Origin of the sequence: Qipengyuania flava (genome assembly GCF_011762005.1) — a bacterium.
In the GTDB taxonomy this organism is placed as follows: domain Bacteria; phylum Pseudomonadota; class Alphaproteobacteria; order Sphingomonadales; family Sphingomonadaceae; genus Qipengyuania; species Qipengyuania flava.
The window spans coordinates 260,062-281,498 of record NZ_JAASQU010000001.1 but is presented as its reverse complement, the minus strand read 5'-3'; the positions used below and the strand labels follow the sequence as shown (position 1 = coordinate 281,498).

General features: G+C 64.5%; 25 protein-coding genes and 1 tRNA gene. 7 read left to right on the top strand and 19 right to left on the bottom strand.

The features are described 5' to 3' along the window. Positions 1–86: 86 nt before the first annotated feature. The 3 genes from rplS to FHS69_RS01415 are packed head-to-tail and all read right to left on the bottom strand — an operon-like array spanning position 87 to position 1,559. On the bottom strand, positions 87–455 hold the full coding sequence (gene rplS / locus FHS69_RS01425; RefSeq protein ID WP_067469028.1) for a 50S ribosomal protein L19: 369 nt from the start codon (positions 453–455) through the stop codon (positions 87–89). 12 nt (positions 456–467) lie between these two features. After that, positions 468–1,193: a tRNA (guanosine(37)-N1)-methyltransferase TrmD gene (gene trmD, locus FHS69_RS01420; protein WP_166775969.1), complete on the bottom strand. Its 726-nt coding sequence runs from the start codon at positions 1,191–1,193 to the stop codon at positions 468–470. Positions 1,194–1,244: 51 nt separating this feature from the next. Continuing rightward, entirely contained in the window at positions 1,245–1,559 is a 315-nt protein-coding gene (locus tag FHS69_RS01415; protein WP_166775967.1) for a hypothetical protein, read from the bottom strand. A 128-nt stretch (positions 1,560–1,687) separates the two neighbouring features. On the opposite strand from FHS69_RS01415, the gene FHS69_RS01410 reads away from it, so the two are divergent. Continuing rightward, positions 1,688–2,602, top strand: coding sequence for an NAD(P)/FAD-dependent oxidoreductase (locus FHS69_RS01410; RefSeq protein ID WP_208380054.1), 915 nt, complete (start codon positions 1,688–1,690; stop codon positions 2,600–2,602). Here the strand turns inward: FHS69_RS01410 and FHS69_RS01405 are convergent. From FHS69_RS01405 to FHS69_RS01375, 7 genes are all read right to left on the bottom strand, one after another. Next, on the bottom strand, positions 2,599–3,453 hold the full coding sequence (locus FHS69_RS01405; protein WP_166775965.1) for a TIGR04222 domain-containing membrane protein: 855 nt from the start codon (positions 3,451–3,453) through the stop codon (positions 2,599–2,601). The two genes, FHS69_RS01410 and FHS69_RS01405, sit on opposite strands and share 4 nt — an antisense overlap. After that, entirely contained in the window at positions 3,453–4,010 is a 558-nt protein-coding gene (locus FHS69_RS01400) for a glycine-rich domain-containing protein (RefSeq protein WP_166775963.1), read from the bottom strand. The genes FHS69_RS01405 and FHS69_RS01400 overlap by 1 nt, the downstream gene beginning before the upstream one ends. 7 nt (positions 4,011–4,017) lie before the next feature. Then, complete coding sequence (gene rimM, locus FHS69_RS01395) at positions 4,018–4,506, bottom strand: ribosome maturation factor RimM (protein WP_166775961.1); 489 nt, start codon at positions 4,504–4,506, stop codon at positions 4,018–4,020. An 8-nt stretch (positions 4,507–4,514) separates the two neighbouring features. Beyond that, a complete protein-coding gene (gene rpsP, locus FHS69_RS01390) occupies positions 4,515–4,976 on the bottom strand; it encodes a 30S ribosomal protein S16 (RefSeq protein WP_166775959.1) in 462 nt (153 codons plus the stop codon). 34 nt (positions 4,977–5,010) lie between these two features. Next, positions 5,011–6,507 carry a signal recognition particle protein gene (ffh, locus tag FHS69_RS01385; RefSeq protein WP_166775957.1) on the bottom strand — a complete coding sequence of 499 codons (1,497 nt, stop codon included), beginning with the start codon at positions 6,505–6,507 and terminating at the stop codon, positions 5,011–5,013. A gap of 178 nt (positions 6,508–6,685) precedes the next feature. Next, a tRNA-Ala gene (locus FHS69_RS01380) sits at positions 6,686–6,761 on the bottom strand. 91 nt (positions 6,762–6,852) lie between these two features. Further along, positions 6,853–7,200 (bottom strand): TIGR02300 family protein, encoded by a 348-nt coding sequence (locus FHS69_RS01375; protein WP_067469057.1) that lies wholly within the window; start codon positions 7,198–7,200, stop codon positions 6,853–6,855. A gap of 187 nt (positions 7,201–7,387) precedes the next feature. On the opposite strand from FHS69_RS01375, the gene aroA reads away from it, so the two are divergent. The 3 genes from aroA to FHS69_RS01360 are packed head-to-tail and all read left to right on the top strand — an operon-like array spanning position 7,388 to position 9,560. Continuing rightward, on the top strand, positions 7,388–8,677 hold the full coding sequence (gene aroA / locus FHS69_RS01370; protein ID WP_166775955.1) for a 3-phosphoshikimate 1-carboxyvinyltransferase: 1,290 nt from the start codon (positions 7,388–7,390) through the stop codon (positions 8,675–8,677). Further along, the gene (locus tag FHS69_RS01365) at positions 8,674–8,943 is read left to right on the top strand and encodes a CBU_0592 family membrane protein (RefSeq protein WP_067469063.1); all 270 of its coding nucleotides are present in this window, start codon (positions 8,674–8,676) and stop codon (positions 8,941–8,943) included. Before aroA ends, FHS69_RS01365 begins: the two co-directional genes overlap by 4 nt. Beyond that, positions 8,940–9,560: a (d)CMP kinase gene (locus tag FHS69_RS01360; RefSeq protein WP_067671073.1), complete on the top strand. Its 621-nt coding sequence runs from the start codon at positions 8,940–8,942 to the stop codon at positions 9,558–9,560. The genes FHS69_RS01365 and FHS69_RS01360 overlap by 4 nt, the downstream gene beginning before the upstream one ends. 10 nt (positions 9,561–9,570) lie before the next feature. On the opposite strand, the gene FHS69_RS01355 is transcribed toward FHS69_RS01360, so the two are convergent. Continuing rightward, entirely contained in the window at positions 9,571–10,869 is a 1,299-nt protein-coding gene (locus tag FHS69_RS01355) for an HD-GYP domain-containing protein (RefSeq protein ID WP_166775953.1), read from the bottom strand. 315 nt (positions 10,870–11,184) lie between these two features. Between FHS69_RS01355 and rpsA the strand changes: the two genes are divergently transcribed. The 3 genes from rpsA to FHS69_RS01340 all read left to right on the top strand — a co-directional run bounded on the left by rpsA (position 11,185) and on the right by FHS69_RS01340 (position 14,710). Continuing rightward, positions 11,185–12,888, top strand: a complete 1,704-nt coding sequence (gene rpsA, locus FHS69_RS01350; RefSeq protein ID WP_067500662.1) for a 30S ribosomal protein S1 — start codon at positions 11,185–11,187, stop codon at positions 12,886–12,888. 96 nt (positions 12,889–12,984) lie between these two features. Then, complete coding sequence (gloB, locus tag FHS69_RS01345; RefSeq protein WP_166775951.1) at positions 12,985–13,740, top strand: hydroxyacylglutathione hydrolase; 756 nt, start codon at positions 12,985–12,987, stop codon at positions 13,738–13,740. A gap of 4 nt (positions 13,741–13,744) precedes the next feature. Beyond that, entirely contained in the window at positions 13,745–14,710 is a 966-nt protein-coding gene (locus tag FHS69_RS01340) for an NADPH:quinone oxidoreductase family protein (protein ID WP_166775949.1), read from the top strand. Between the two features lie 57 nt (positions 14,711–14,767). On the opposite strand, the gene FHS69_RS01335 is transcribed toward FHS69_RS01340, so the two are convergent. The 8 genes from FHS69_RS01335 to FHS69_RS01300 form a co-directional block, all read right to left on the bottom strand. Then, positions 14,768–15,340: a F0F1 ATP synthase subunit B family protein gene (locus FHS69_RS01335; protein ID WP_094062919.1), complete on the bottom strand. Its 573-nt coding sequence runs from the start codon at positions 15,338–15,340 to the stop codon at positions 14,768–14,770. After that, positions 15,333–15,827: a F0F1 ATP synthase subunit B family protein gene (locus FHS69_RS01330; RefSeq protein ID WP_067464462.1), complete on the bottom strand. Its 495-nt coding sequence runs from the start codon at positions 15,825–15,827 to the stop codon at positions 15,333–15,335. The genes FHS69_RS01335 and FHS69_RS01330 overlap by 8 nt, the downstream gene beginning before the upstream one ends. Before the next feature lie 82 nt (positions 15,828–15,909). Next, on the bottom strand, positions 15,910–16,137 hold the full coding sequence (locus FHS69_RS01325) for a F0F1 ATP synthase subunit C (RefSeq protein WP_050601089.1): 228 nt from the start codon (positions 16,135–16,137) through the stop codon (positions 15,910–15,912). 36 nt (positions 16,138–16,173) lie between these two features. Continuing rightward, positions 16,174–16,962 carry a F0F1 ATP synthase subunit A gene (locus FHS69_RS01320; protein ID WP_264154822.1) on the bottom strand — a complete coding sequence of 263 codons (789 nt, stop codon included), beginning with the start codon at positions 16,960–16,962 and terminating at the stop codon, positions 16,174–16,176. Between the two features lie 58 nt (positions 16,963–17,020). Further along, positions 17,021–17,341, bottom strand: a complete 321-nt coding sequence (locus FHS69_RS01315; RefSeq protein ID WP_166775947.1) for an AtpZ/AtpI family protein — start codon at positions 17,339–17,341, stop codon at positions 17,021–17,023. Positions 17,342–17,564: 223 nt separating this feature from the next. Next, positions 17,565–17,954 carry a YdbL family probable chaperone protein gene (locus FHS69_RS01310; RefSeq protein WP_166775945.1) on the bottom strand — a complete coding sequence of 130 codons (390 nt, stop codon included), beginning with the start codon at positions 17,952–17,954 and terminating at the stop codon, positions 17,565–17,567. 11 nt (positions 17,955–17,965) lie between these two features. Then, entirely contained in the window at positions 17,966–18,133 is a 168-nt protein-coding gene (locus tag FHS69_RS01305; protein ID WP_370301215.1) for a YnbE family lipoprotein, read from the bottom strand. A 32-nt stretch (positions 18,134–18,165) separates the two neighbouring features. Beyond that, positions 18,166–21,393: an intermembrane phospholipid transport protein YdbH family protein gene (locus FHS69_RS01300; RefSeq protein ID WP_243844499.1), complete on the bottom strand. Its 3,228-nt coding sequence runs from the start codon at positions 21,391–21,393 to the stop codon at positions 18,166–18,168. Between the last annotated feature and the right edge of the window lie 44 nt (positions 21,394–21,437).

Sequence of the window (21,437 nt, the reverse complement as noted above, 5' to 3'; positions counted from 1 at the left end):
ATCTCCGGCGCCGCGACAGAAAAAGGGCGGTCTCCCCGAAGGGAAACCGCCCCAAGATTCTCGCGAAGAGAACTGGTGTCGTAAGCTTACGCCTTAGGCGCGTTGTCGCGGCGTTCCGCGATACGCGCGCGCTTGCCGGTGCGGCCGCGCAGGTAGTAGAGCTTGGCACGACGCACGATGCCGCGACGCACGACGGTGACGCTGTCGAGGATCGGCGAGTAGAGCGGGAACACACGCTCCACGCCTTCGCCGAACGACATCTTGCGGACGGTGAAGTTGCTGCCCATGCCGCGGTTCGAGCGGGCAATGACAACGCCTTCGAAATTCTGAACGCGTTCGCGGTTGCCTTCGACAACGCGGACGCCGACGCGCACGGTGTCACCGGCGCGGAAATCGGGAATGTCCTTCCCGAGGTTCTCGATCGCTTCTGCTTCGAGCTGCTGAATGAGGTTCATCGAACCGTATCCTTAGTCTTTTCGCCGCGCGCCAGAGGCAGGTCGGTCCCGATCGCCACTGTAGCGATCCCAAAGGTCCGGCCTGCGTAACCGTGTGTCTTCCTCGCTCCTGGCCTTGCGCCAAGCAGCGATCTTCGCATGATCCCCCGATCGCAGCACTTCAGGGATCGTGCGCCCTTCCCATTCCTGAGGTCGGGTATATTGCGGATATTCGATGAGCCCGTTCTCGTAGGACTCCTCGACTCCGCTATCGGGCGCGCCCATTACTCCGGGAAGCAGGCGAATGCAAGCGTCGAGAATGGCCAGCGCGGCGGTCTCCCCGCCCGACAGGACGATATTGGCAAGGCTGACCTGCTCGATCTGCGGATAGGCCTCGAAGATGCGTTCGTCGAAGCCTTCGAACCGCCCACACAATATGGCAACGCCGGGCCCGGCAGCGATTTCGCGGATACGTGCCTGCGTGATCGGCTTGCCACGCGGGGTCATGGCCAGGATCGGTCGCCCCTCCCCCACGCTGGCAATGGCCGCGCCCAGCACGTCGGGCTTGAGCACCATGCCCGCCCCGCCGCCGGCGGGCGTATCGTCGACCGTACGATGCTTGTCGGTCGCGAAATCGCGGATCTGTACGGTTTCGCACGACCAGTCCCCGCGCTCGAGCGCGCGTCCGGCAAGGCTTACGCCCAAGGGTCCGGGAAACATCTCGGGATAGAGCGTAAGAATGGTGGCGGCGAAACTCATGCGCCGCGCCCTAGCCGCCTATCGATGACAGCGCCATAGCAGGCCGCGGGCCTAGTTCGGGAGCGCGTGCCGATCGTCGACGCCCTGCGGCGGGATCCTAGCCGAAGGCACCGCCTTGCCGACAAGAGTGGAGGTAACGACGCCGAGCACGACCAGCCCGCCCGCAGCGAACAGGTCCATACCCTGCAGCGTCACGCTGTCGGCTTCGGTCAGCCGCATTCCGAGCACCGCGGCAATCGGAGCGGTGCCCGCAAACAGATGCCGCAGCCGCGGTCCGATGGTCGGCGAGACTTTCGCCACCGTGGCGCTGAGCCCGGCGGACATCGCGGCATAGGATGCAGCGAGAAATATGGCGTTGTCGAACATGGCGGTGCGATCCTCCCTTGCAACGTCCCTCTGCCACATCTGCCCCGGACGGCAATGCCCAAAGGGGGCAGGAGGCCTATATCACTCTGCCAACGGCAACGCTTGGCCCCGCCGCGCGTAGGAAGGCCATGAACATCGACGATTGCATCATCGTGGGCGCAGGCCCCGCCGGGCTGACCGCGGCAATCTACCTTGCGCGCTACCACCTCTCGATTCGCATGTTCGATTGCGGCACCAGTCGGGCGGGCTGGATCCCGCGCACGCGCAATCATGCCGGCTTTCCCGACGGCATAAGTGGCGAGGAGTTGCTCGAGCGGATGCGCGACCAGGCGGCCAGATATGGTGCGCTACGCGAACCCAGGCGGGTATCCGACCTGAAACGCGACGGCGACCACTTCACCGTGCGCTGCGACGAGGAGGAATATCGTGCACGCACCGTCCTGCTCGCTACCGGTGTGGTCAACAACCGCCCCGACGGGATCGACGAGCCGTTGCACGGTGAGGCGCTGAGCCGCGGGCTGATCCGCTACTGCCCCGTGTGCGACGGATACGAGGTGACCGACAAGCGGGTGGCGGTCATTGGCAGCGGGGATCACGGCACGGCGGAGGCCCAGTTCATCCGCAGCTACACGCGCGATCTGACGCTGGTATCGCCGCATGGCGATCACGACCTGTCCCCGCAGTGCACCCGTGTACTCGATGATGCGGGAGTGGACCGCGTGGCGGGGCCCTGCGGGAACTTCGCAATCGAGAACGACCGGATCGCCTTCGATACCGCAGAGGGACGGATGGCGTTCGACAGCATCTATCCCGCGCTGGGATCGGTCATCCGGTCGGGCCTCGCCGTATCGGCGGGTGCCCGCGTCAGCGATGAAGGCTGCGTGCTGGTCGACGACCACCTCGAGACGAGCATTCCGGGCCTGTTTGCCGCGGGAGACGTGGTGCTCGGCCTGGATCAGATCAGCCATGCGATGGGACAGGCCGGTGTCGCCGCAACCACGATCCGCAACCACCTCGCCGCGCAGACCCCGCTGCGTCGCTAGCCGCCGCATCCTCCGCAACCGCCGCCGCAGCCGCTGTCGCTGCCGCCCGATCCGTCCGAGCTGTCCGAGCCGTCGGCGGCATATCCGCCCGACCCGTCGCCGCGCGCCGCCTCGCGCATGGCATGCAGTTCCGCATAGGGCGTTCCCGCGAGAATTGCCGTCCCGAACAGTGCCACACCATAACCCACCTCGGGCGTCGTCGGCGCGGTCTTGAGCCGCTTGCTGATGTTGCGCGCATTCGCCACCGCTGCGATCCCGCCGCGTGTCCGCGGGTCGAGTTTGACGAAGCGGATCAACGCGAAGATCGCCGCCACCACCATCAGCGCAGTGAGGTATCCGACAGGCTCTCCCTCGGCCACGCCGGCAGCGCGGCGATGCCAGCCGATCCCCAGCACCACCAGATAGGGCAGCACCGAGACGATCCGTAGCGGCATGCGCTGGCTGCCGGCAAGCAGCAGCCCCTGCCCGATCAGTCGCTGTTTTATGTCCGCGATATGCGGTTCGATCGCCTTGTAGGTTTCGGTCAGGCCGAAAGGCAGTGGCTTGCGCAGCAAGGTTTTCTCGAGCGGGTGTTTCGCTGCCGTTTCACGGATAACGCGGACCTTGCGTTCGCCGGATGGTGCAAGCGCGTCTTCTGCGAGCAATTGCGCCAGCGCGGTCTCGGCGACGCGTTTCCCGCCTCCTGCCAGAAAGGCAGCCTCGTAGCGGTCCTGCACACTACACTCGGCCCCGTCCGCACGCAGCAGCGTGGGCACCCACACGCCCGCCACGATCGCTGCGACGACCAGCAAAGCGTAGAACAACAGGAAATCGCTTCCCGAATAGGTGGAGAAGCCCTCTATCACCGGCACTACCCTCCCCAGATCAATGCCGCCACCGCCGCAGCCAACGCCAGACCGGCCGCGATACCTGCAAACCGGACCGCGCCACGCGGCAATATCACTACATCGTGCGGGTTAACGCGGAAAGACAGCGGGTCGATAACAAAACGGCGGTGCGCCGTGGGCCAGATATCGTCTGGCGGCGGCTCTCCGAAAGCGATCTCGTAACTCGCGAGCGTGGCGGCATATTGGTCGTAATAGCGCGTGCGCTCGGTGCTGCCACCCGCGGTCGGGCCGTGATGCAGTTCGGCTCCGAGGATGTCGGGGCAGAAGCGCTGCCAGTAATCGCGGCTATAGGTGAGATGGAGATGCCACGCCTGGTCGACAGCGTCGGAGGGAGTGACCGGATGCCCCGCAGTCTTCGCGAGATAGCAGAACCTTTTGTATTCGGTGAGCACCCGCGCGGCATGGGCGGCGGACCAGCGGTTTTCGCGTGCAAGCCGCTGCGAGAAAGTAAACGCGCCATCACGGGGACCGACCTCGTAGGCGGCCAGCTTTTGCCACAGGTCTGTCGCAAACGCGCTCATTGCGCGTCTACCTATCCCAGAACCCTTCCGCGATCGTCAATGTCCGCTCGTCCCAGCCGGGCACGGCCTGCTTGGTCAGCGGGACCATGAACTTTTTGCCGTCGGGCTTTTCGATCTCGACGATGTCGGTGGCGCCGAAATTCTCCACTGCGCAGACGCGGCCGACCGCGTCGCCCGTATCGGTGACCACTGCGAGGTCGAGCAGGTCGGAGAAATAGAACTCGTCTGCGTCCAGCGTGGGCAAGGCCTCGCGGGAAACAGAAAGGGCGGTGCCGCGCAGCTGCTCTGCCGCGGTGCGATCCTTCACCTCGGCAAAGCGCGCGACGGCACCGCCCTTGTTGTCGCTGCGGATTTTCCTGAGAGTCAGCGTACCCTCGTTGAAGCTGGCAATGGCCTTGAGTGCATCGACGCCCTCGCCAAACAGCTTCAGTCGGACTTCGCCCGACACGCCATGCGCACCGGTGACGGCAGCCAGCGTGAGGGGCTTGTCCGACATGGGCGCGATTACTCGCCCTTGTCTTCGGTAGCTTCTTCTGCAGCAGCCTCTTCAGCCGGAGCGTCTTCGGTCGCTGCTTCTTCAGCCGGTGCATTGGCTTCTTCCGCGGCAGCCTTGGCGGCTTCTTCGGCTTCAGCGATCTTGGCGGCCTTTTCCTCGGCGCGTTCCTTGGCGGCTTCGCCCGGCTCGGCCTTCTTGGGGTTGTTGCGCGGCGCGCGCTCGAGGATGCCGGCGGCATCGAGGAAGCGGTGGACGCGGTCGCTCGGCTTCGCGCCGACCGACAGCCAGTGGCGCGCACGGTCTTCGTTGAGCTTCACGCGCTCACCCGAATCCTTGGGCAGCATCGGGTTGTAGGTACCGATCTGCTCGAGATACTTGCCGTCACGCGCCGAGCGCGAGTCAGCGACAACGATGCGGTAGTAGGGGCGCTTCTTGGCACCACCACGCGAAAGACGGATTGCAACTGCCATTTGGTATTACCTTTCGAATGTAAACGTCTGAAACTTATTTCTTCTTGAGCATGTCCTGCAGGTCGGGCGGGAGCGTGTTCATATCCACGCCTGGGCCCTTGCCGGCGCCCATTCCGGGCATGCCGCCAGCAGCACCGCCGGGCCCTCCGAGGCCGGGCATGGCGGCACCCATGCCGCCCTTGCCGAACAGCGCGCCGAGCCCCTTGAGGCCGCCCATCTTCTTGATCTGCTTCATCGCGCGGCCCATCTCCTGGTGCATTTTCAGCACCTTGTTGACGGTCTGCACGTCGGTACCCGAACCCGCCGCAACGCGCTTCTTGCGCTTGGCGTTCATCAATGCGGGGTTCTTGCGTTCCTTGGGGGTCATCGAACCGATGATCGCATCCATGTGGACGAGCACCTTGTCGTCCATGCTCGAGGCGGCCATCGCCGCCTTGGCTTTCTTCATGCCCGGCAGCATTCCCGCCAGCATGCCCAGCCCGCCCATGCTCTGCATCTGCTTCAATTGCATGCGCAGGTCTTCGAGATCGAACTGGCCTTTCGCCATTTTCTTGGCGAGCGCCTCGGCCTCGTCGGCCTTGATCGTCTCGGCGGCCTTCTCGACGAGGCTGACGACGTCGCCCATGCCGAGGATTCGGCCGGCCACGCGCTTGGGATCGAACGCCTCGATCGCATCGAGCTTCTCGCCCGTACCGGCAAACTTGATAGGCTTGCCCGTGACATAGCGCATCGACAGCGCCGCACCGCCACGCGCATCGCCGTCCATGCGGGTCAGCACCACGCCGGTCAGCGGCACTTCGCCGGTGAAGCTCTGCGCCACATTGACCGCGTCCTGGCCGGTCAGGCTGTCGACCACCAGCAGCACTTCGGTCGGCGCCGATACGCCTGCGATGGCCTTCATCTCGGCCATCAGCGCTTCATCGACATGGAGGCGGCCCGCGGTATCGAGCAGCAGCACGTCGGCCGATTGCAGCTTGGCGCTTTCCATCGCCCGGCGCGCGATATCGACCGGCTGCTGGCCCTCGACGATCGGGAGTGTCGCCACATCGACCTGCTCGCCCAGCACCTTGAGCTGTTCCTGCGCGGCCGGACGGTTGACGTCCAGCGAGGCCATCATGGCCTTCTTGCCGTGCTTTTCCTTGAGCAGCTTGCCCAGCTTGGCGGTGGTGGTGGTCTTACCCGAACCCTGCAGGCCGACCATCATGATCACGACCGGCGGCTTGGCGGCGAAATTGAGCTCGCGATCCTTGGGGTCGGCATCTCCGCCCCCGCCAAGCATGGCGACAAGTTCATCGTCGACGATCTTGACGACCTGCTGGCCGGGCGTGACCGACTTGAGCACGTCCTGACCGATCGCCTTCTCGGTCACCGCGTCGATGAAACGGCGGACAACCGGCAGCGCGACATCGGCCTCGAGCAACGCGATGCGTATCTCGCGCATCGCTTCGCGCACGTCGTTTTCCGACAGCGCGCCGCGCCCCTTGAGGCGATCGAACACATTGCCGAGGCGGTCGGACAGATTGTCGAACATGACTGCCTAAACTCCTTATCGAACCATGACCGGCCCGATTAAACGCGAAAAACGCCGGCGGACGAGAACTCGTCGGCCAGCGTGGGGAATTCCCCGATGAAACCCAAACTCAAGCCCGGGTGTGGTGGAAGCAAGCCGCAGCCGTCGCCACGGCCTGCTACCAACAAATCCGGTGAAATGGTGGAGCCTAGCGGGATCGAACCGCTGACCTCTACAATGCCATTGTAGCGCTCTCCCAGCTGAGCTAAGGCCCCGAACCATTTTCAAAGGAGCGTCCTGGGAGGCGCTCCAGCCTTGCGGAGGCAGCCCTTTATGAGGCCACCTCGCGCAACGCAAGAGAAAAAATCAGCTTTCGTCGGCGTCGTCGTCATCGCCCTTCGACTTGGTTTCCACGCCGAGGTCGTCATCGCCGCCGAGGTCCACCTCGTTATCGGGCGAATCGCCGTCTTCGTCGATGTCGATGTCGAGATCGTCCTCGTCGTCGTCACCGCCCAGATCGCTGTCGGCCTCGGCGTCCTTCTTCTTCTTGGACTCTTCCTCGGCAAGGATCGGCTGCTTCGATTTGAGCACCGGCTCCGGCGTCCATTCCTCACCGCATTCGATGCAGGTGACGGGATCTTCCTTGTTCAGATCGTAGAAGCGGGTGCCACAGTTCGGGCAGGTCCGCTTGGTGCCCCATTCCGGTTTGACCATGTGTAATCCTTGAGTCTGCCGCCCCGGGCATCGTGCCGCGGAGCCGTGAATTCGTAATCGTATTGATGGGAACCTGCCATGCAGGAATCAACAGCGCGCGCGCCTTGCCAGAACGCATTGCCACTGTCAAAGCGCCGCCTTCCACCACCTTGGCCAATGGGACAATCGCTTGACCGCCCACCGCTTCATGCCCGCCGGACCGCTGACCGGACGAATCCGCGTTCCCGGCGACAAGTCGATCAGCCACCGCGCCCTGATGTTCGGCGCACTGGCAGTCGGGCGCAGCCGGATCAAGGGCCTGCTCGAGGGCGAGGACGTGCTGGCCACCGCCGCCGCTCTGCGCGCGATGGGGGCCGCGATCGCTCGCGATGGTGACGAATGGATCGTCGACGGCGTCGGTGTGGGCGGACTGCTGCAACCGCCGCAAGCGCTCGACATGGGCAATTCGGGCACCTCGACCCGCCTGCTCATGGGCCTCCTGGCCAGCCACGGCATCACCGCCGCCTTCACCGGCGATGCCAGCCTGTCCAGGCGCCCGATGGGCCGCGTCATCGACCCGCTGTCGACGATGGGCGCGTCCTTCACCCCCTCCCCCGGTGGCACGCTGCCGCTGATGATGGAAGGGATGCAACCCGCGGTCCCGATCAGCTATCGCCTCCCCGTCGCCAGCGCGCAGGTCAAGAGCGCGGTGCTGCTGGCAGGTCTCAACACGCCGGGCATCACCAGCGTGATCGAACCCGTGCCCACGCGCGACCATACCGAACGCATGCTGCGCGGTTTCGGTGCCGAACTGACGGTCGAGGAAGAAAACGGGGAACGAATAATCCGGATCCAAGGCCCCGCCGACCTCAAACCCTGCGACATCGACGTCCCGGGTGATCCATCGTCGGCCGCCTTCTTCGCGGTCGCCGCCAGCATCGTCCCCGAAAGCGATCTCGTGATCGAGAATGTCGGGCTCAACCCGACGCGCGACGGCATCTTCCGGGTGCTCGAACAGATGGGCGCAGCGATCGAGAGGCTCGACCCGCGCGAAGTCGGCGGCGAGCCGGTGGCAGATCTGCGCATCCGCCATGCGCCGCTGAACGGCATCGAGGTCGATCCCGCCATCGCTCCGAGCATGATCGACGAATTTCCCGTTCTCTTTGTGGCCGCGACGCTCGCCAAGGGGACCACGGTCACCCGCGGACTCGAGGAATTGCGCGTCAAGGAAAGCGACCGCCTGGCGGCCATGGCCAGCGCGCTGCGTGTCGCGGGCGCGCAGGTGGAAGAGGACGAAGATGGTCTCACCATCGAAGGTTCGGGTGGCACGCCGCTGGCGGGTGGCGGCATCGTCGCCACCCATCTCGACCATCGCATCGCCATGAGCATGGCGGTCGCTGGGATCGCCAGCGAGGCCGGAGTCGAGATCGACAGTGCCGAACCGATCGCCACCAGCTTCCCCAATTTCCTCGACCTCCTCGCCGAGGCGGCGTCGTGAACGGGCTCGACTGGGCCAGCTACGTGGGCTTCTGCGGGACCGCCTGCATCATCGCCGCCTATGCCTATCTGACCTTCAGGGACGAACCCAATCCGTTCATCCTGCACGGAACCAATCTGATGGGCGCGGCGCTGTTGACCGTTTCGCTGGTGTTCCACACCAATTGGCCCAGCCTCGTGCTCGAAGGCTTCTGGGCTTCGATCGCGATCTACGGCATCGTCAAGGCATTGCGCAGCGGCCGCACGACACGGGAGCGTGAAGCATGATCATCGCCGTCGACGGCCCCACCGCTTCGGGCAAGGGCACCATCGCCAAGGCACTCGCCAGGCATTACGGGCTGCCGCATCTCGATACCGGGCTGCTCTATCGCGCGGTCGGCCGTCAGGTATTTCTCGACGGCGGCGACCCGGACGATCCGGGCGATGCTCTGGGCGCAACCGCCTTCCCCGATCACCTGCTCGACGATCCGCAATTGCGCGATGAACAGACCGGCGGGCTGGCGAGCCGCGTGTCGGTCCATCCCGCGGTCCGGCAGGCGCTGTTCGAACGGCAACGCAATTTCGCCACGCAAGCGGGCGGCGCCGTGCTCGACGGGCGCGACATCGGCACGGTGATCGCGCCCGAGGCTCAGGCCAAGCTGTTTGTCACCGCCAGCGTGGAAGCGCGCGCGCAACGCCGCTTCCTCGAAATGCGCGAGCGTGGTGCGGGCGTGAACCTGCTCGAGATCCAGGATGATCTGCGGCGCCGCGACGAACGCGACCGCAACCGCGCAGTGGCCCCGCTGGTCCCCGCCGACGATGCCCGCGTGATCGACACCAGCGCACTCGACCGCGAGGAAGCGATCGCCGCTGCGATCGAGGCGGTCGACCTCGCCATGCGTTGAGCGGCGTTTGTCAGGCGGCGAGAGTGCCGGGTGTCGCGCAGGTCCAATCGGCACTGCGCAGGTTCGCCTCCTCGCAGTCCTCGGCGCGAATCCCGAAATCTGCGGGATCGACCGGAGCGGTAATGCGGCAGTTGCCCCGCGCTTTGCCGATCGGGACTTCGACTGCCGGTAATGCGCTGCGCGTTGCAGTCGAGAAAAAAACCAGCAGACGCGAGCGATGGGCGGCGCTTCTGGGTTCGAGCACCAGCGCGAGTTGGTCGTCATCCAGCGCAAGCACCATGCCGGTCGGGAACACGCCGATGCTGTGCATGAAGGCAAACAGCAAATCGCGATCGAACTGCCCGTCCCAGCCCCACATTGCGGTCACGGCATCGACAGGGGACCAGGCGCTCTTGTAGGCCCGGTCGGAGGTCAGCGCGTCATAGACGTCGCAGATGGCGCCGAGCCGGGCGACCTCGGACAGTGCCTCCCCTGCGAGGCCGAAAGGATAACCCTTGCCGTCGGGACGTTCGTGATGGTGGAGGCAGACATCGAGCGCGGCGTCGGGAAGTCCCGGTGTGGCTCGGAGAATATCGAAGCCGTCCTGCGGATGCGCACGGACAAGGTCGAATTCCTCGGCGCTGAGGCTACCTTCCTTGCCGAGGATCGCATCGTCGACGCGGACCTTGCCGATATCGTGGAACAGCCCGGCAAGGCCGTATTCGTAGACCTCTTGCTCGCTGCGCCCGAGCTGGCGTGCGACATTCACCATCAGCGTCGCGACCGCGACCGAATGCAGATGGGTGTACTCGTCCTTCTGCTTGAGGCGGATCGTCTCGATCAGCGTGCGCGGGCAATGCCCTGCGGTGGACACGATGTCGCCGACGAGTTCCTCGAAAGTACCCAGTTCGATGGTGCGCCCCGCACGGATCCGTGCGAAAGTGTCGCGCATGATCCGAAGCGAACGCGCCACCAGCGTTCTGGTCTGCGCCTTCGCGTCGTTGCGTGCCCGCGAACCGGACCCGGAGGGTATCCTACGCTTGCCCGGATTGCCTCCCCCGGCACGACCATGGGATCGTGTGTTCTTCGGGCGGACCTCGCATATCTCCGCTGCGCGAGGCGCGATCGGCGCCTGCGATGCGCTTGTCGGGCCAATGCCGCGCTCGTCATCGATCACGATATAGGGTACGTCTGCCGCTTGCAGTCGCGCGAGATGCCTTGCCTTGACGGCGAACCGGGCGAACCAGAATGGATGGTCGAGCCAACTTCCCCCGAATCCGCGCACGAACATGCCGACCCTGACATCCTCCGGCGCAATCCTGTATTCCATTCGGTTCGATCCCGTTCGCGCAACGCTCGCATCACGCCGCCCATGCCCCCCTCGGTTATCGCGCCAACCGGAAAGAAAGTGCTAATGCGGTCAGCGTGCCACAACGCAGCATTTGCTTGCCTTTGGCGTAACTTTCGACTAGGCGCGCGCCCGTTCTCTCAATCCCCGATTGAAAGGACTTCCGCGCTGGCATCCGGCCTCGCGGGAGATAGCGGCCCTCTTGCCCCGTTGGCCTGCGTAATGGTGCGCAGAGACGGGTAAAGACCCCGGTAAAACCGGTGGCCGGTAGCAAACGTAAGTTAGGACTACACACACATGGCAACTGCAGCCAATCCCACGCGCGATGATTTCGCGAAAATGCTCGACGAGCAGCTCGGCGGCGCCGATGACGGCGGCTTCGAAGGCCGCGTCGTCAAGGGCACCGTCACCGCCATCGAAAACGGCATGGCGCACATCGATGTCGGCCTGAAGAGCGAAGGCCGCGTCGACCTCAAGGAATTCCAGCGTTCGGAAAGCGAAACCGCTCCCGGCGTCGGCGATGAAGTCGAAGTCTATGTCGACCGCGTCGAGAACGCCGAAGGCGAAGCAATGCTCAGCCGCGACCGCGCCCGCCGCGAAGCCGCTTGGGACAAGCTCGAGAACGAATTCGGCGAAGGCAAGCGCGTCGAAGGCCGCATCTTCGGCCGCGTCAAGGGCGGCTTCACCGTCGACCTCGACGGCGCCGTGGCCTTCCTGCCCGGCAGCCAGGTCGACATCCGCCCCGTGCGCGATGTCACCCCGCTGATGGACATGGCCCAGCCTTTCCAGATCCTCAAGATGGACCGTCGTCGCGGCAACATCGTCGTGTCGCGCCGCGCCGTGCTTGAAGAAACCCGCGCCGAACAGCGCAGCGAGCTGATCGACAAGTTGGCCGAAGGCCAGGTGATCGACGGCGTCGTCAAGAACATCACCGATTACGGCGCTTTCGTCGACCTCGGCGGTATCGACGGCCTGCTCCACGTCACCGACATGAGCTACAAGCGCGTCAACCACCCCAGCGAGATGATCGAGATCGGCCAGACCGTTACCGTCCAGATCATCCGCATCAACGAAGAAACCCAGCGCATCAGCCTCGGCATGAAGCAGCTGGAATCGGATCCGTGGGATGGCGTTTCGGCAAAGTACCCGGTCGGCATGAAGATGACCGGTACCGTCACCAACATCACCGAATACGGCGCCTTCGTCGAAATCGAGCCGGGCATCGAAGGCCTGGTCCACGTTTCGGAAATGAGCTGGACCAAGAAGAACGTCCACCCGGGCAAGATCGTCTCGACCTCGCAGGAAGTCGAGGTCATGGTTCTCGAGGTCGACAGCGAGAAGCGTCGCATCAGCCTCGGCCTCAAGCAGGCCCAGCGCAATCCGTGGGAAGAGTTCGCCGAGAAGCACCCGGTTGGCTCGAAGGTCGAAGGCGAAGTCAAGAACGCCACCGAATTCGGCCTGTTCATCGGCCTCGACGGCGACGTCGACGGCATGGTCCACATGTCGGACATCGCCTGGGGCATCTCGGGTGAAGACGCGCTTGCCCTGCACCGCAAGGGCGAGCAGGTCGAAGCCGTCGTGCTCGACGTCGACACCGACAAGGAGCGCATCAGCCTCGGCATGAAGCAGCTCGAAAAGGGTGCACCGACCGAAGCCGGCGCCGCGGGCACCGTCCGCAAGGGCGAAACCGTCACCGTCACCATCCTCGAAGTCCGCGATGGCGGTCTCGAAGTGCAGGTCGGTGAAGACGGCGCCACCGGCTTCATCAAGCGCAGCGACCTCGGCCGCGATCGCGACGAACAGCGTCCCGACCGCTTCCAGGTCGGCGGCAAGGTCGATGCACTGGTCATCGGCTTCGACCGTTCGAAGAAGCCCAACTTCTCGATCAAGGCGCGTCAGATCGCCGAAGAGAAGGAAGCGGTTGCACAGTTCGGTTCGTCGGACTCGGGTGCCTCGCTCGGCGACATCCTCGGCGAAGCGCTGAAGAAGAAGGAAGACTAAGCTCTTCCACCCTTCTCAAGGGTATTCAGGAAGGCCCGCTTGCCACTCCGGCAGGCGGGCCTTTCCCTTTGGCGCATGGATGCCTAATCTCCCCTCATGCTCCAAGTTCACCAGTTTCCCTGCCTGACCGACAATTACGGTTTCCTGCTCCACGATCCCGACAGCGGCGAGACCGCGGCGATCGATACGCCCGACGGGGCAGAATACCTGAAGCAAGCCGAAGCCAGGGGATGGCGGATCACGCAAATCTGGAACACGCACTGGCATCCCGACCATGCGGGCGGGAACAAGGCGATCGCAGAGGCGACCGGTGCCACCGTGGTCGCGCCGCAGGAGGTGGAGAAGCTGACCCCGATCGACCGCGTGGTCGGCAATGGCGACAGCGTCGCGCTCGGCAAGTGGAACGCACGCGTGATCGATGTGTCGGGCCACACGAACGGGCACGTCGCCTATCATCTTGCCGAGGCCGACATGGCCTTCGTCGGCGACAGCGTCTTCGCGCTCGGTTGCGGTCGCATGTTCGAAGGCGAGCCGGAGCAGTTCTGGAACAGTCTGGACCGTATCCGGCAATTGCCCGATAATACCGTCCTCTATTGCGCGCATGAATACACGCAGGCGAATGCGCAATTCGCGCTCCATGCCGATCCGGACAATCCCGAACTCAGGCTCTACGCCGCACGCATCGACGAGAAGCGCGCGAAAGGCGAACCGACCGTTCCCACGCTGCTCTCACGCGAACTGGCGACCAACCCCTTCCTGCGCGCCGATAAGCCGGACCTGCGCGATCGCTGGGGCGGGACAAGCCCCGCCGAAACCTTCGCCGCGCTGCGTACGGCCAAGGACAATTTCTGAAGCCATGAAAGCGCTCGTCGTTTCGCGGCTTTCACCCGATCTTTCCGGTGTCGCACTCCGCCAAACCGACCAACCGCGGGGCGAGGTTCTGATCCGCGTGCGCGCGGCATCGCTCAATTACCCCGACCTGCTGATGACGCAGGGCAAGTACCAGTTTAAACCCGAGCCGCCTTTCGTATCGGGTCTCGAAATGGCAGGCGAAATTGTCGAGGCCGGAGCAGACAGCGGATTTGTAGCCGGTGACGCCGTTATGGGGGGAGCGAAGACCGGTGCCTTCGCCGATTATGTCGCCCTCCCCGCCGCCTCGCTGCGCAAGATCCCGCAAGGGCTCGACTTCGCGCAGGCCGCTGCGATGGGAGCGGCCTATCACACCGCCTATGTCGCGCTGGTCGAAATCGGCGGGCTTGAGGCGGGGCAGACGGTGCTTGTCCACGGCGCGAGCGGAGGCGTCGGACTCGCCGCCTGCGATCTCGCGCGCGCACTCGGTGCAAAGGTGATTGCCGCCACGCATCGCGAAGACAAGATCGAGGCGCTCGAACGCGTCGCCCGGCCTGACGCTGTCATCGTCAATACCGGCCGGTTCCGCGACGATATCGCGGAACTGACCGATGGCCGGCTGTGCGATCTGGTCTATGACCCCATCGGCGGCGATGTTTTCCATGAGAGCACCCGCTGCGTAGCGTTCGGCGGCAAGCTGCTGGTGATCGGCTTCGTTTCAGGCCGCATCCCCGAAATTGCAGTGAACATTCCGCTGATCAAAGGCTTTTCGGTGGTCGGCGTGCGCGCGGGTGAATATGCGCGACGCTTTCCCGCGCGCGGTGCGCGGGTGGCCGAAGCGATCGATGAACTCGCTACGGGGAAGCGCATCGCCCCGCATGTCGACCGCGTTCTTCCGCTCGATCGCTGGCGCGAGGCGTTCGATGCCATGGCCAATGGAGACATCATCGGGAAGCTCGTGCTCGAGCCCTGATACGAAAAGGGCGGCCCCTAGGGACCGCCCTCTCGATTGCCTCGAGATCGCCGAATATCAGATCCCGGCGATGACCTGGTCGGCCAGCGCCTTGTCGGCTTCGGCATCGTGCTTGTCGGCAATCAGCTTGCGGCTCGCGGTGGTGGCCGCATTCACCGCGCGATTGCGCACGTCTTCGACCGCTTCGCGCTCAGCTGCGGCGATCTTGTCTTCGGCCATGCGCTTGCGGCGCTCGACCATCGCCTTGCTGTCGGCTTCGGCCTTCTCGAGGATGGCGTCGGCTTCATGCTGCGCATTGGCGAGCATGGCTTCGGCATCCTTTTCGGCACCGGCGATCTTGTCGGCATATTCCTGGCGAAGCGCTTCGGCTTCTGCCCGCAGCTGCTTGGCTTCTTCGAGCTGGTCCTTGATCGCGGCGATCTTGCCGTCGATCCCGGCGCCCAACGACTTGTGGACCTTGGCACCGAAGAAGGCGAACAGCAGAAGGACAAGCATCGAGATCGAGACGATCTGGAACGGCGCAAGGCCCCACAGTTCGGGTTCGACATGGACCGGTGCGCCGCCATTGCCATCGTCGACCATGGTCTGCGCGGCTTCGGTAGCGAACACTTCGGGGGCGGGACTAGCCATGGCTCATGGCCTCCTTGACGGCCTTGGTGGCGGCGGGCTTGGTCACCTTCACGCCGGCAAGCCGGGTGACGATGTCCTGCGCGGCCTCGACCGCGACCGATTCCACTTCGGTAAGAGCGGCGTTGCGCGCTTCTGCGATCCGCGTTTCGGCTTCGGCCAGCTTCTTGTCGAGCCGGGTTTGCGCTGCCTTGAGCTTGGATTCGGACTTGGCCGCGGCCTCGTCCTTAGCCTTGGCGACGATCGCCTGCGCAGCCGCACGGTTCTCGTTCTCGCGAACCCGCCAGGCCTCTTCCTGCTCGTCGGCTGCGTCGCGCGCAGCCTTGGCAGCTGCGAGGTCGGCAGCGATCTGGCCGTCACGCTGGGCGACGGTTTCCATCACCTTGGGCACCATGCCACGGCCGATGACGAAGAAGGTGATGCCGAAGAAGACCAGTAGCCAGAAGACCTGGCTGGACCATGTATCGGCAAGCTGTGCTATCTGGGGCATGGCAGCTCTCGAAAGGCGGGTACGATAAAATCACGGCACCGGCCGGGCGAAGCTCCGGCCGGTGCAATTTCGGCAGTCGTGCTTAGGCGACGAAGATCAGGATCATCGCGACGACGAAGGCCAGCAGGCCGAGAAGTTCGGCTGCGGCGAAGCCGATGAACAGGCGGCCCTGCTGACCGTCTGCGGCACCCGGGTTGCGCAGCGCGCCTTCGAGATACTTGGCGAAGACGTTACCGACACCCAGCGAGGCGAGACCGGCACCAACAGCGGCGAGACCGGCTCCGAGCAGCTTTGCAGCTTCAGCTTCCATTTCAAACTCCTTTGGAAAAACGCTAAATTAAAACGATTAGTGAAGGTTCTCGGCGTCGTTGATGTACAGCGACGTCAGAAGAGCGAAGACATAGGCCTGGATCCCGGCCACGAGCAGTTCCAGCGCGCAGATGCCGATCATCAGGATGAAGGCCGGAAGGCCGACCATGAGGCCGAAGGTCGCGCCGGCATTGGTACCGTCGATCACGAAGCTCGACAGGACTTCGAGCAGGACGTGACCGGCCATCATGGCCACGAACAGACGCAGGCCGAGGCTGAACGGACGCACCATGAACGAGATGAACTCGATCGGCGCGAGAATGGGGATCATCGGCAGCGGCGTGCCTTCGGGCACGAACAACGAGAAGAAGTGCAGCCCGTGCTTCCAGAACCCGACCAGCAGGACGATCGAGAAGCTGATGATCGCCAGTACGCCGGTGACGGTGAAGTGGCTGGTGAAGGTAAACGGGTGCAGCCCGACGACGCCGAGCGGCAGCAGGCCGAGCAGGTTGGCGAACAGGATGAACATGAACAGGCTGAAGACATAGGGCACGTACTTGCGCCCCGCCTTGCCGATGTTCGCTTCCAGCATGTCGTCGATAAAGCCGGTGAAGAACTCCACCACCATCTGCCAGCGGCCGGGCACGAGCTCGCGCTTCATGCCACCCAGCACGAACAGGAACAGCACGACAGTGGTGATCAGCATCCACAATGCGCTGTTGGTGAATGCAATGTTGTAGCCTGCGAGTTCCCAGGCGCCCGAACCGGCAAGCGGCTCGATCGTGAACTGGTACATCGGGTCGACTTTGGCCTGTTCGGCTGCCACGTCTCTTACGCCCCTAAATCCTGTAACGAACGCCCCGCAAACCCTTCAGATTGAAGGATCATTCGTCGGGGCGCCGGTTTGCCGCGCGGATGATGTTCCTGAAGGCCACGACTATTCCGAGGAACAGCCCGACCAACAGACCCCACGGGTTGGTACCGGTAAAGAAGCCAATGGCATAACCGATCACCGAACCACCGAGAAGCCCGCCGAGGAGGTCCGCCAGGACCCGGTTGCCACTGCGATAGTTCGCATCGGCTCCGGACACCTGAGGACGGTTGCGCTCCTCTTCGCGCTGCTGGGCGGCTGCAAGCCGCTTCTCCAGCGCATCGATCCGCGCATCCTCCTGTAGAGGCTCTCGTGCGGGTTCGTCGTCGCTCATGCCATGCTCCTTTTCAGGGGGTTGCGCGGCACGGGCACGGACTTGCCCGCCGAGGGCGCCGCCCCCTTAGAAGGGGGGTGGTGGCGAGTCAACACGGACAGGGCCATGCCGCGACCATTCTGTTGCTAAAAATGCAGCCCGCGTTGCAGCGGCGCCGCAGCTCGCATTCGGGTAGACGCGAAGACGTCGAAGCGGAGCGCTTGTCAGCGCCCGCACCGAACGGTCAGGGACACCGCGGATCGCGCAGCGGGGCGCTGGCCCCACGGGTCTGCCAGCTGCCATCGGGAGCCTGGTACTTTTCGCCCGACACGGTTGCCAGGATAGCCTGGCAGCCAGCCGTGAAGGCATATTCCTCGATCGTGGCATTGGTCGCCTTGGCGCGCTCGGAATAGACCGCACGGCGCTTGATGTTGATGTCGTTGACGATCCGGCGGAGCGCGGGCGTTTCCGCCACGACGATCCCGAGATAGCCATCCATGCGTTCACCCACCTGCCCGGCCGAGCGGGCGGCGGCGTAGGCGGGGTCGCGCTGCGCAAAGGCCGGGGTCGCAAGACCGCCGATCGCAGTGGCCGCCGCGGCAATCGCCAGAACCGTTTTCGTCACGCTGTTCATATTCCTACCCATCAGAAGATATCCGCATTGTCTTCGATCGTGTTGCCCGCATCTTCCGCGAGCCGATAGATCACTTCCTGGCGGATGTTGACGTTCAGCTCGATCACGATCGGCTCTTCCGGCGCGTTGACGGTAATGCAACCGCCAAGCGCGACCGTGCCGAACATGGCTGCCGCCATCCTTCCGCTCACTTTGCCATGGTTCATAGCCCTCACCTGCTTTCCTGCTCCTGAATGGGGTTGCCCTCGGGGACGATGTCCTCGGGGTCGATATCGGGTTCGGCCTCTTCGCCGGTAATCGAGCGGCGCAGCAGCCGCGTGCCATCATCCGACAGCAGCCCCAGTTCGCGCGGATCGCGCACCGAGGCGGGATCGTAGAGCGATTTGAGGTTGGTCAGCAATTGGTAGAACTGCGCCTTGATGTTGATGCGGAACTGCAAGGGAAGCGCGGCCAGGCGGCGAGTGACGAAATTGGACTTCGTCCCCTCGCCCTGCCGCACGCCGTCGAACCGCACGCGCGTCACGATTTCGCCGGTGAGCGGCCCTTCCATGATCACCCGCATCTGCGAATAATCGAGACTCTTGAGCGCATCGAATGCGAAATTGGCGAGCGGCGAGAGGTCTTCATAGGTCAGTTCGCCGACGTAGGAGACGGTTCCGCCCGGAGGCCGCGAAATGAGCACCCCCGTATCGATGCGCCCGTTCCCATTCGCATCGAAGACGATCGGCACGGCACCGTCGAACAGGCCTGTCGCCGAAATGTTCTCGAGGTCCATCTCGGTCACGAATGTGCCTGCGTCGAGCCCGACGATCTCGAAAATATAGCGTCGCTCCTCGCTGACCCCCAGATTGAGGTCGACCGCGCGCAGGATCAGTTCGCCGCCCATGAAAGGCCAGCTTCCGCCCGTAACCGCGAGCACCTCGCCATTGCGCAGCTCGAAACCGACCTCGCCGTCGGCCACTTCGATGCCGGGGTTGACCGAGGCCACACGCAGCGTCTGGCCGGGGGCGGTGGTCAACCCCAGCAGATCGGTGAATTCGATCGTGCCGCTGGCGCCCCGGACCGGCCCGAATGCCGCCGCGAAATCGATGCTCTCGCTGGAGAATTGCCCCGTGCTGGTCACTTCGCCGTCGGGCGACCAGACGATCCGCCCCTGTCCGGTAACGACGCCCTCCGCATTCGCCACCACGCCCTTGGCCAGCAGCGACAACTCCAGCGGCTGCAAAGCCTCATCGAATCGCACGCCGGGGATATCGAGATCGGCGCGCCCTGCGCCGCTCGCAAGATCGTGCCGAACCTCGACATCAGTGACCAGCCGGTCGCTCGCGGGATTGCGCAGCGCGGCCTGCGCGGTGATGCGGTTGTCGACCAGGGCCAGCTCGGCATTGCGCGCCAGCAAGGGTTCGAACCGCGCGGGCGATTCGCGATCGCGCAGCAAGAAGCTGCCGTTGTCGAGCAGGAGCCGCCCATCGACAAAACGCCATTCGCCGCTGGCTTCCTGCAGATCGAGCGGGACCGCCGCCAGCGCGATATCGGCGCCGGAGAAGGTCCCCGAAAGCGGGCCTCCAAGGCGCGCCTGCAGATCGGATAGAGTGAATCGGCTGGCGCTTTCTTCCGGCCCGAGGGCTATGTCGAGAGAGCGCGCCTTCATGACGCCGGGATAAGCGAAACCGACCGGGCCGGAACGGATCCGGATCGGCGTGTCACCGAGCGAACCCGCGAGATCGAGGCCGCTGGTACCCGCCGCAATCCGGGTGCCGTCCGGACCGGTTGCGAGGATGGGCTGCCCGCGTGCGGGACACAGCTTTACCGACCGGTTCTCGAATGCGAGATCGGCGAAGGAAAGCCGATCGAAACGGATGTCGGCGCACGAACGCCATAGCGCCAGCCGTCCCGCGCCATAACGTCCTTCGACCGGTAGCAGGAGATTGGTCGCCGATCCGCCGGGCAGCGGCCCGCTGGCGAGCACGCGTCCGGAGAAACCGATTGCCCCGCCCTCGCCCTGCGCGACGACCACCTGCGGTATCGCCAGTTCGCTGTCGCCAGCGGCATAGCGCTGCATCGAGAGACGGAAGATCGACCCTCCCGATTCGCTGCGCTCCATGCGACCGGTGATCCGTGGCATATTAGCGCCCCCGGTGGCGATATTGCCCGCGATCCGAGGTGCCTTGCCTTCTTCGACTGCGATCTCAAGCCGCGAGAGCGATACCAGACGCGCACCGCTTCCGCCCCGCAATTCGGCGCGCGGGGCGAGCACCGAATAGCCCTTCGCATCGCGGCGCAGCCGGATATCGGCGTCGAGCGCGCTGCCGCGGGTTTCGGATTGGAGCGCGCGCGCCAACTTGCGGGTCAGCGGAGCGATGAAAGTCCCCTCGCCGGCACTCGCGAGCGTTTCGACCGATCCTACCATCTCGCGCCCGAGGCGAAGTCCATTGCCTTCGAGATTGCCATCCAGTTGCACCCGCGAGAAATCGTCGTCCGCGCGGATCTGACCCTCGGCCGTGAGCACTGCCGCGAGCGCCTGCGGCGTTTCCACCCCCCGCGCTGCCAGCGAGAACCTGGCGGTAGTCAGCGGCCCACGGGTTTGCGCGCGGATCGTGCCGGTCAGCGCAGCGGCGCTGTTCGCGGCCAGAATGCTGTCACCACCTTCGATACGCGCTTCGATGGTGGCATCGGTAAGCTCGTCATTCCCCAGCAGGTCGAGATCGACCGCATAGTCGGCGAGTGATATCCCCGTCTCCTCGCAGACGAGCGACGCCAGGCGCAGCGGGCCGGAGAAAGCCGGCTCGCCCGAAGTGGTGCGAACATCGCCGAAAGCGCTGACACGTCCGGCAGCGCATCCGGGAAACGCAAGTGACGGTGCTGCTGCGGCAAGCTGCCCCCGCCACCCATGGCTGAGCAAGCCCTCCCCATTAACCGCCACCCCGACCGGACCATAATCGGTTTCTATCAGTCCACGTCCATCGCGCACGGCCAGCTTGCTATTGGGTAGCCCCGCCGGTCCCGATTCTTGCCCGAACACCAGCGGATCGAGACTGCCGAGGCTGAATTCACCCGCATGGTAGCTGCCATAAAGTCGCGGGCGGACCAGCTCCACGCCGCCGATTTCGGGCACGCCGAAGCGATGACGCAAGGTGACGACGATACGCTGCGCGGTGAAATCGGGCCGGGCCGGGTCGCCGAGGACGACATCAGTAAGCACCTGCGTCTGCGCGCCAACGCGTTCGATAGTGTATTGCGCCGGGATCGAATGGGCTTCGAACTGATCGCGGATGATGTCGTCGACAATCCGTTCGCGCGAGAACCACAGCGCCAAGCCGCCCGCAACCACGAGGGCGAGCGCGGCGAGCGCAAAAAGCCGCCACCGCCTGCCACGCCAGCGGGCCTGCCGGACGGAATCGTCGGCCGTCATGGTGTTGTCGCTCGCGGCCCGCTCCATCGATCCCACACTTGCGCGATATGCCTGCTAAAGGCAATGCAAGT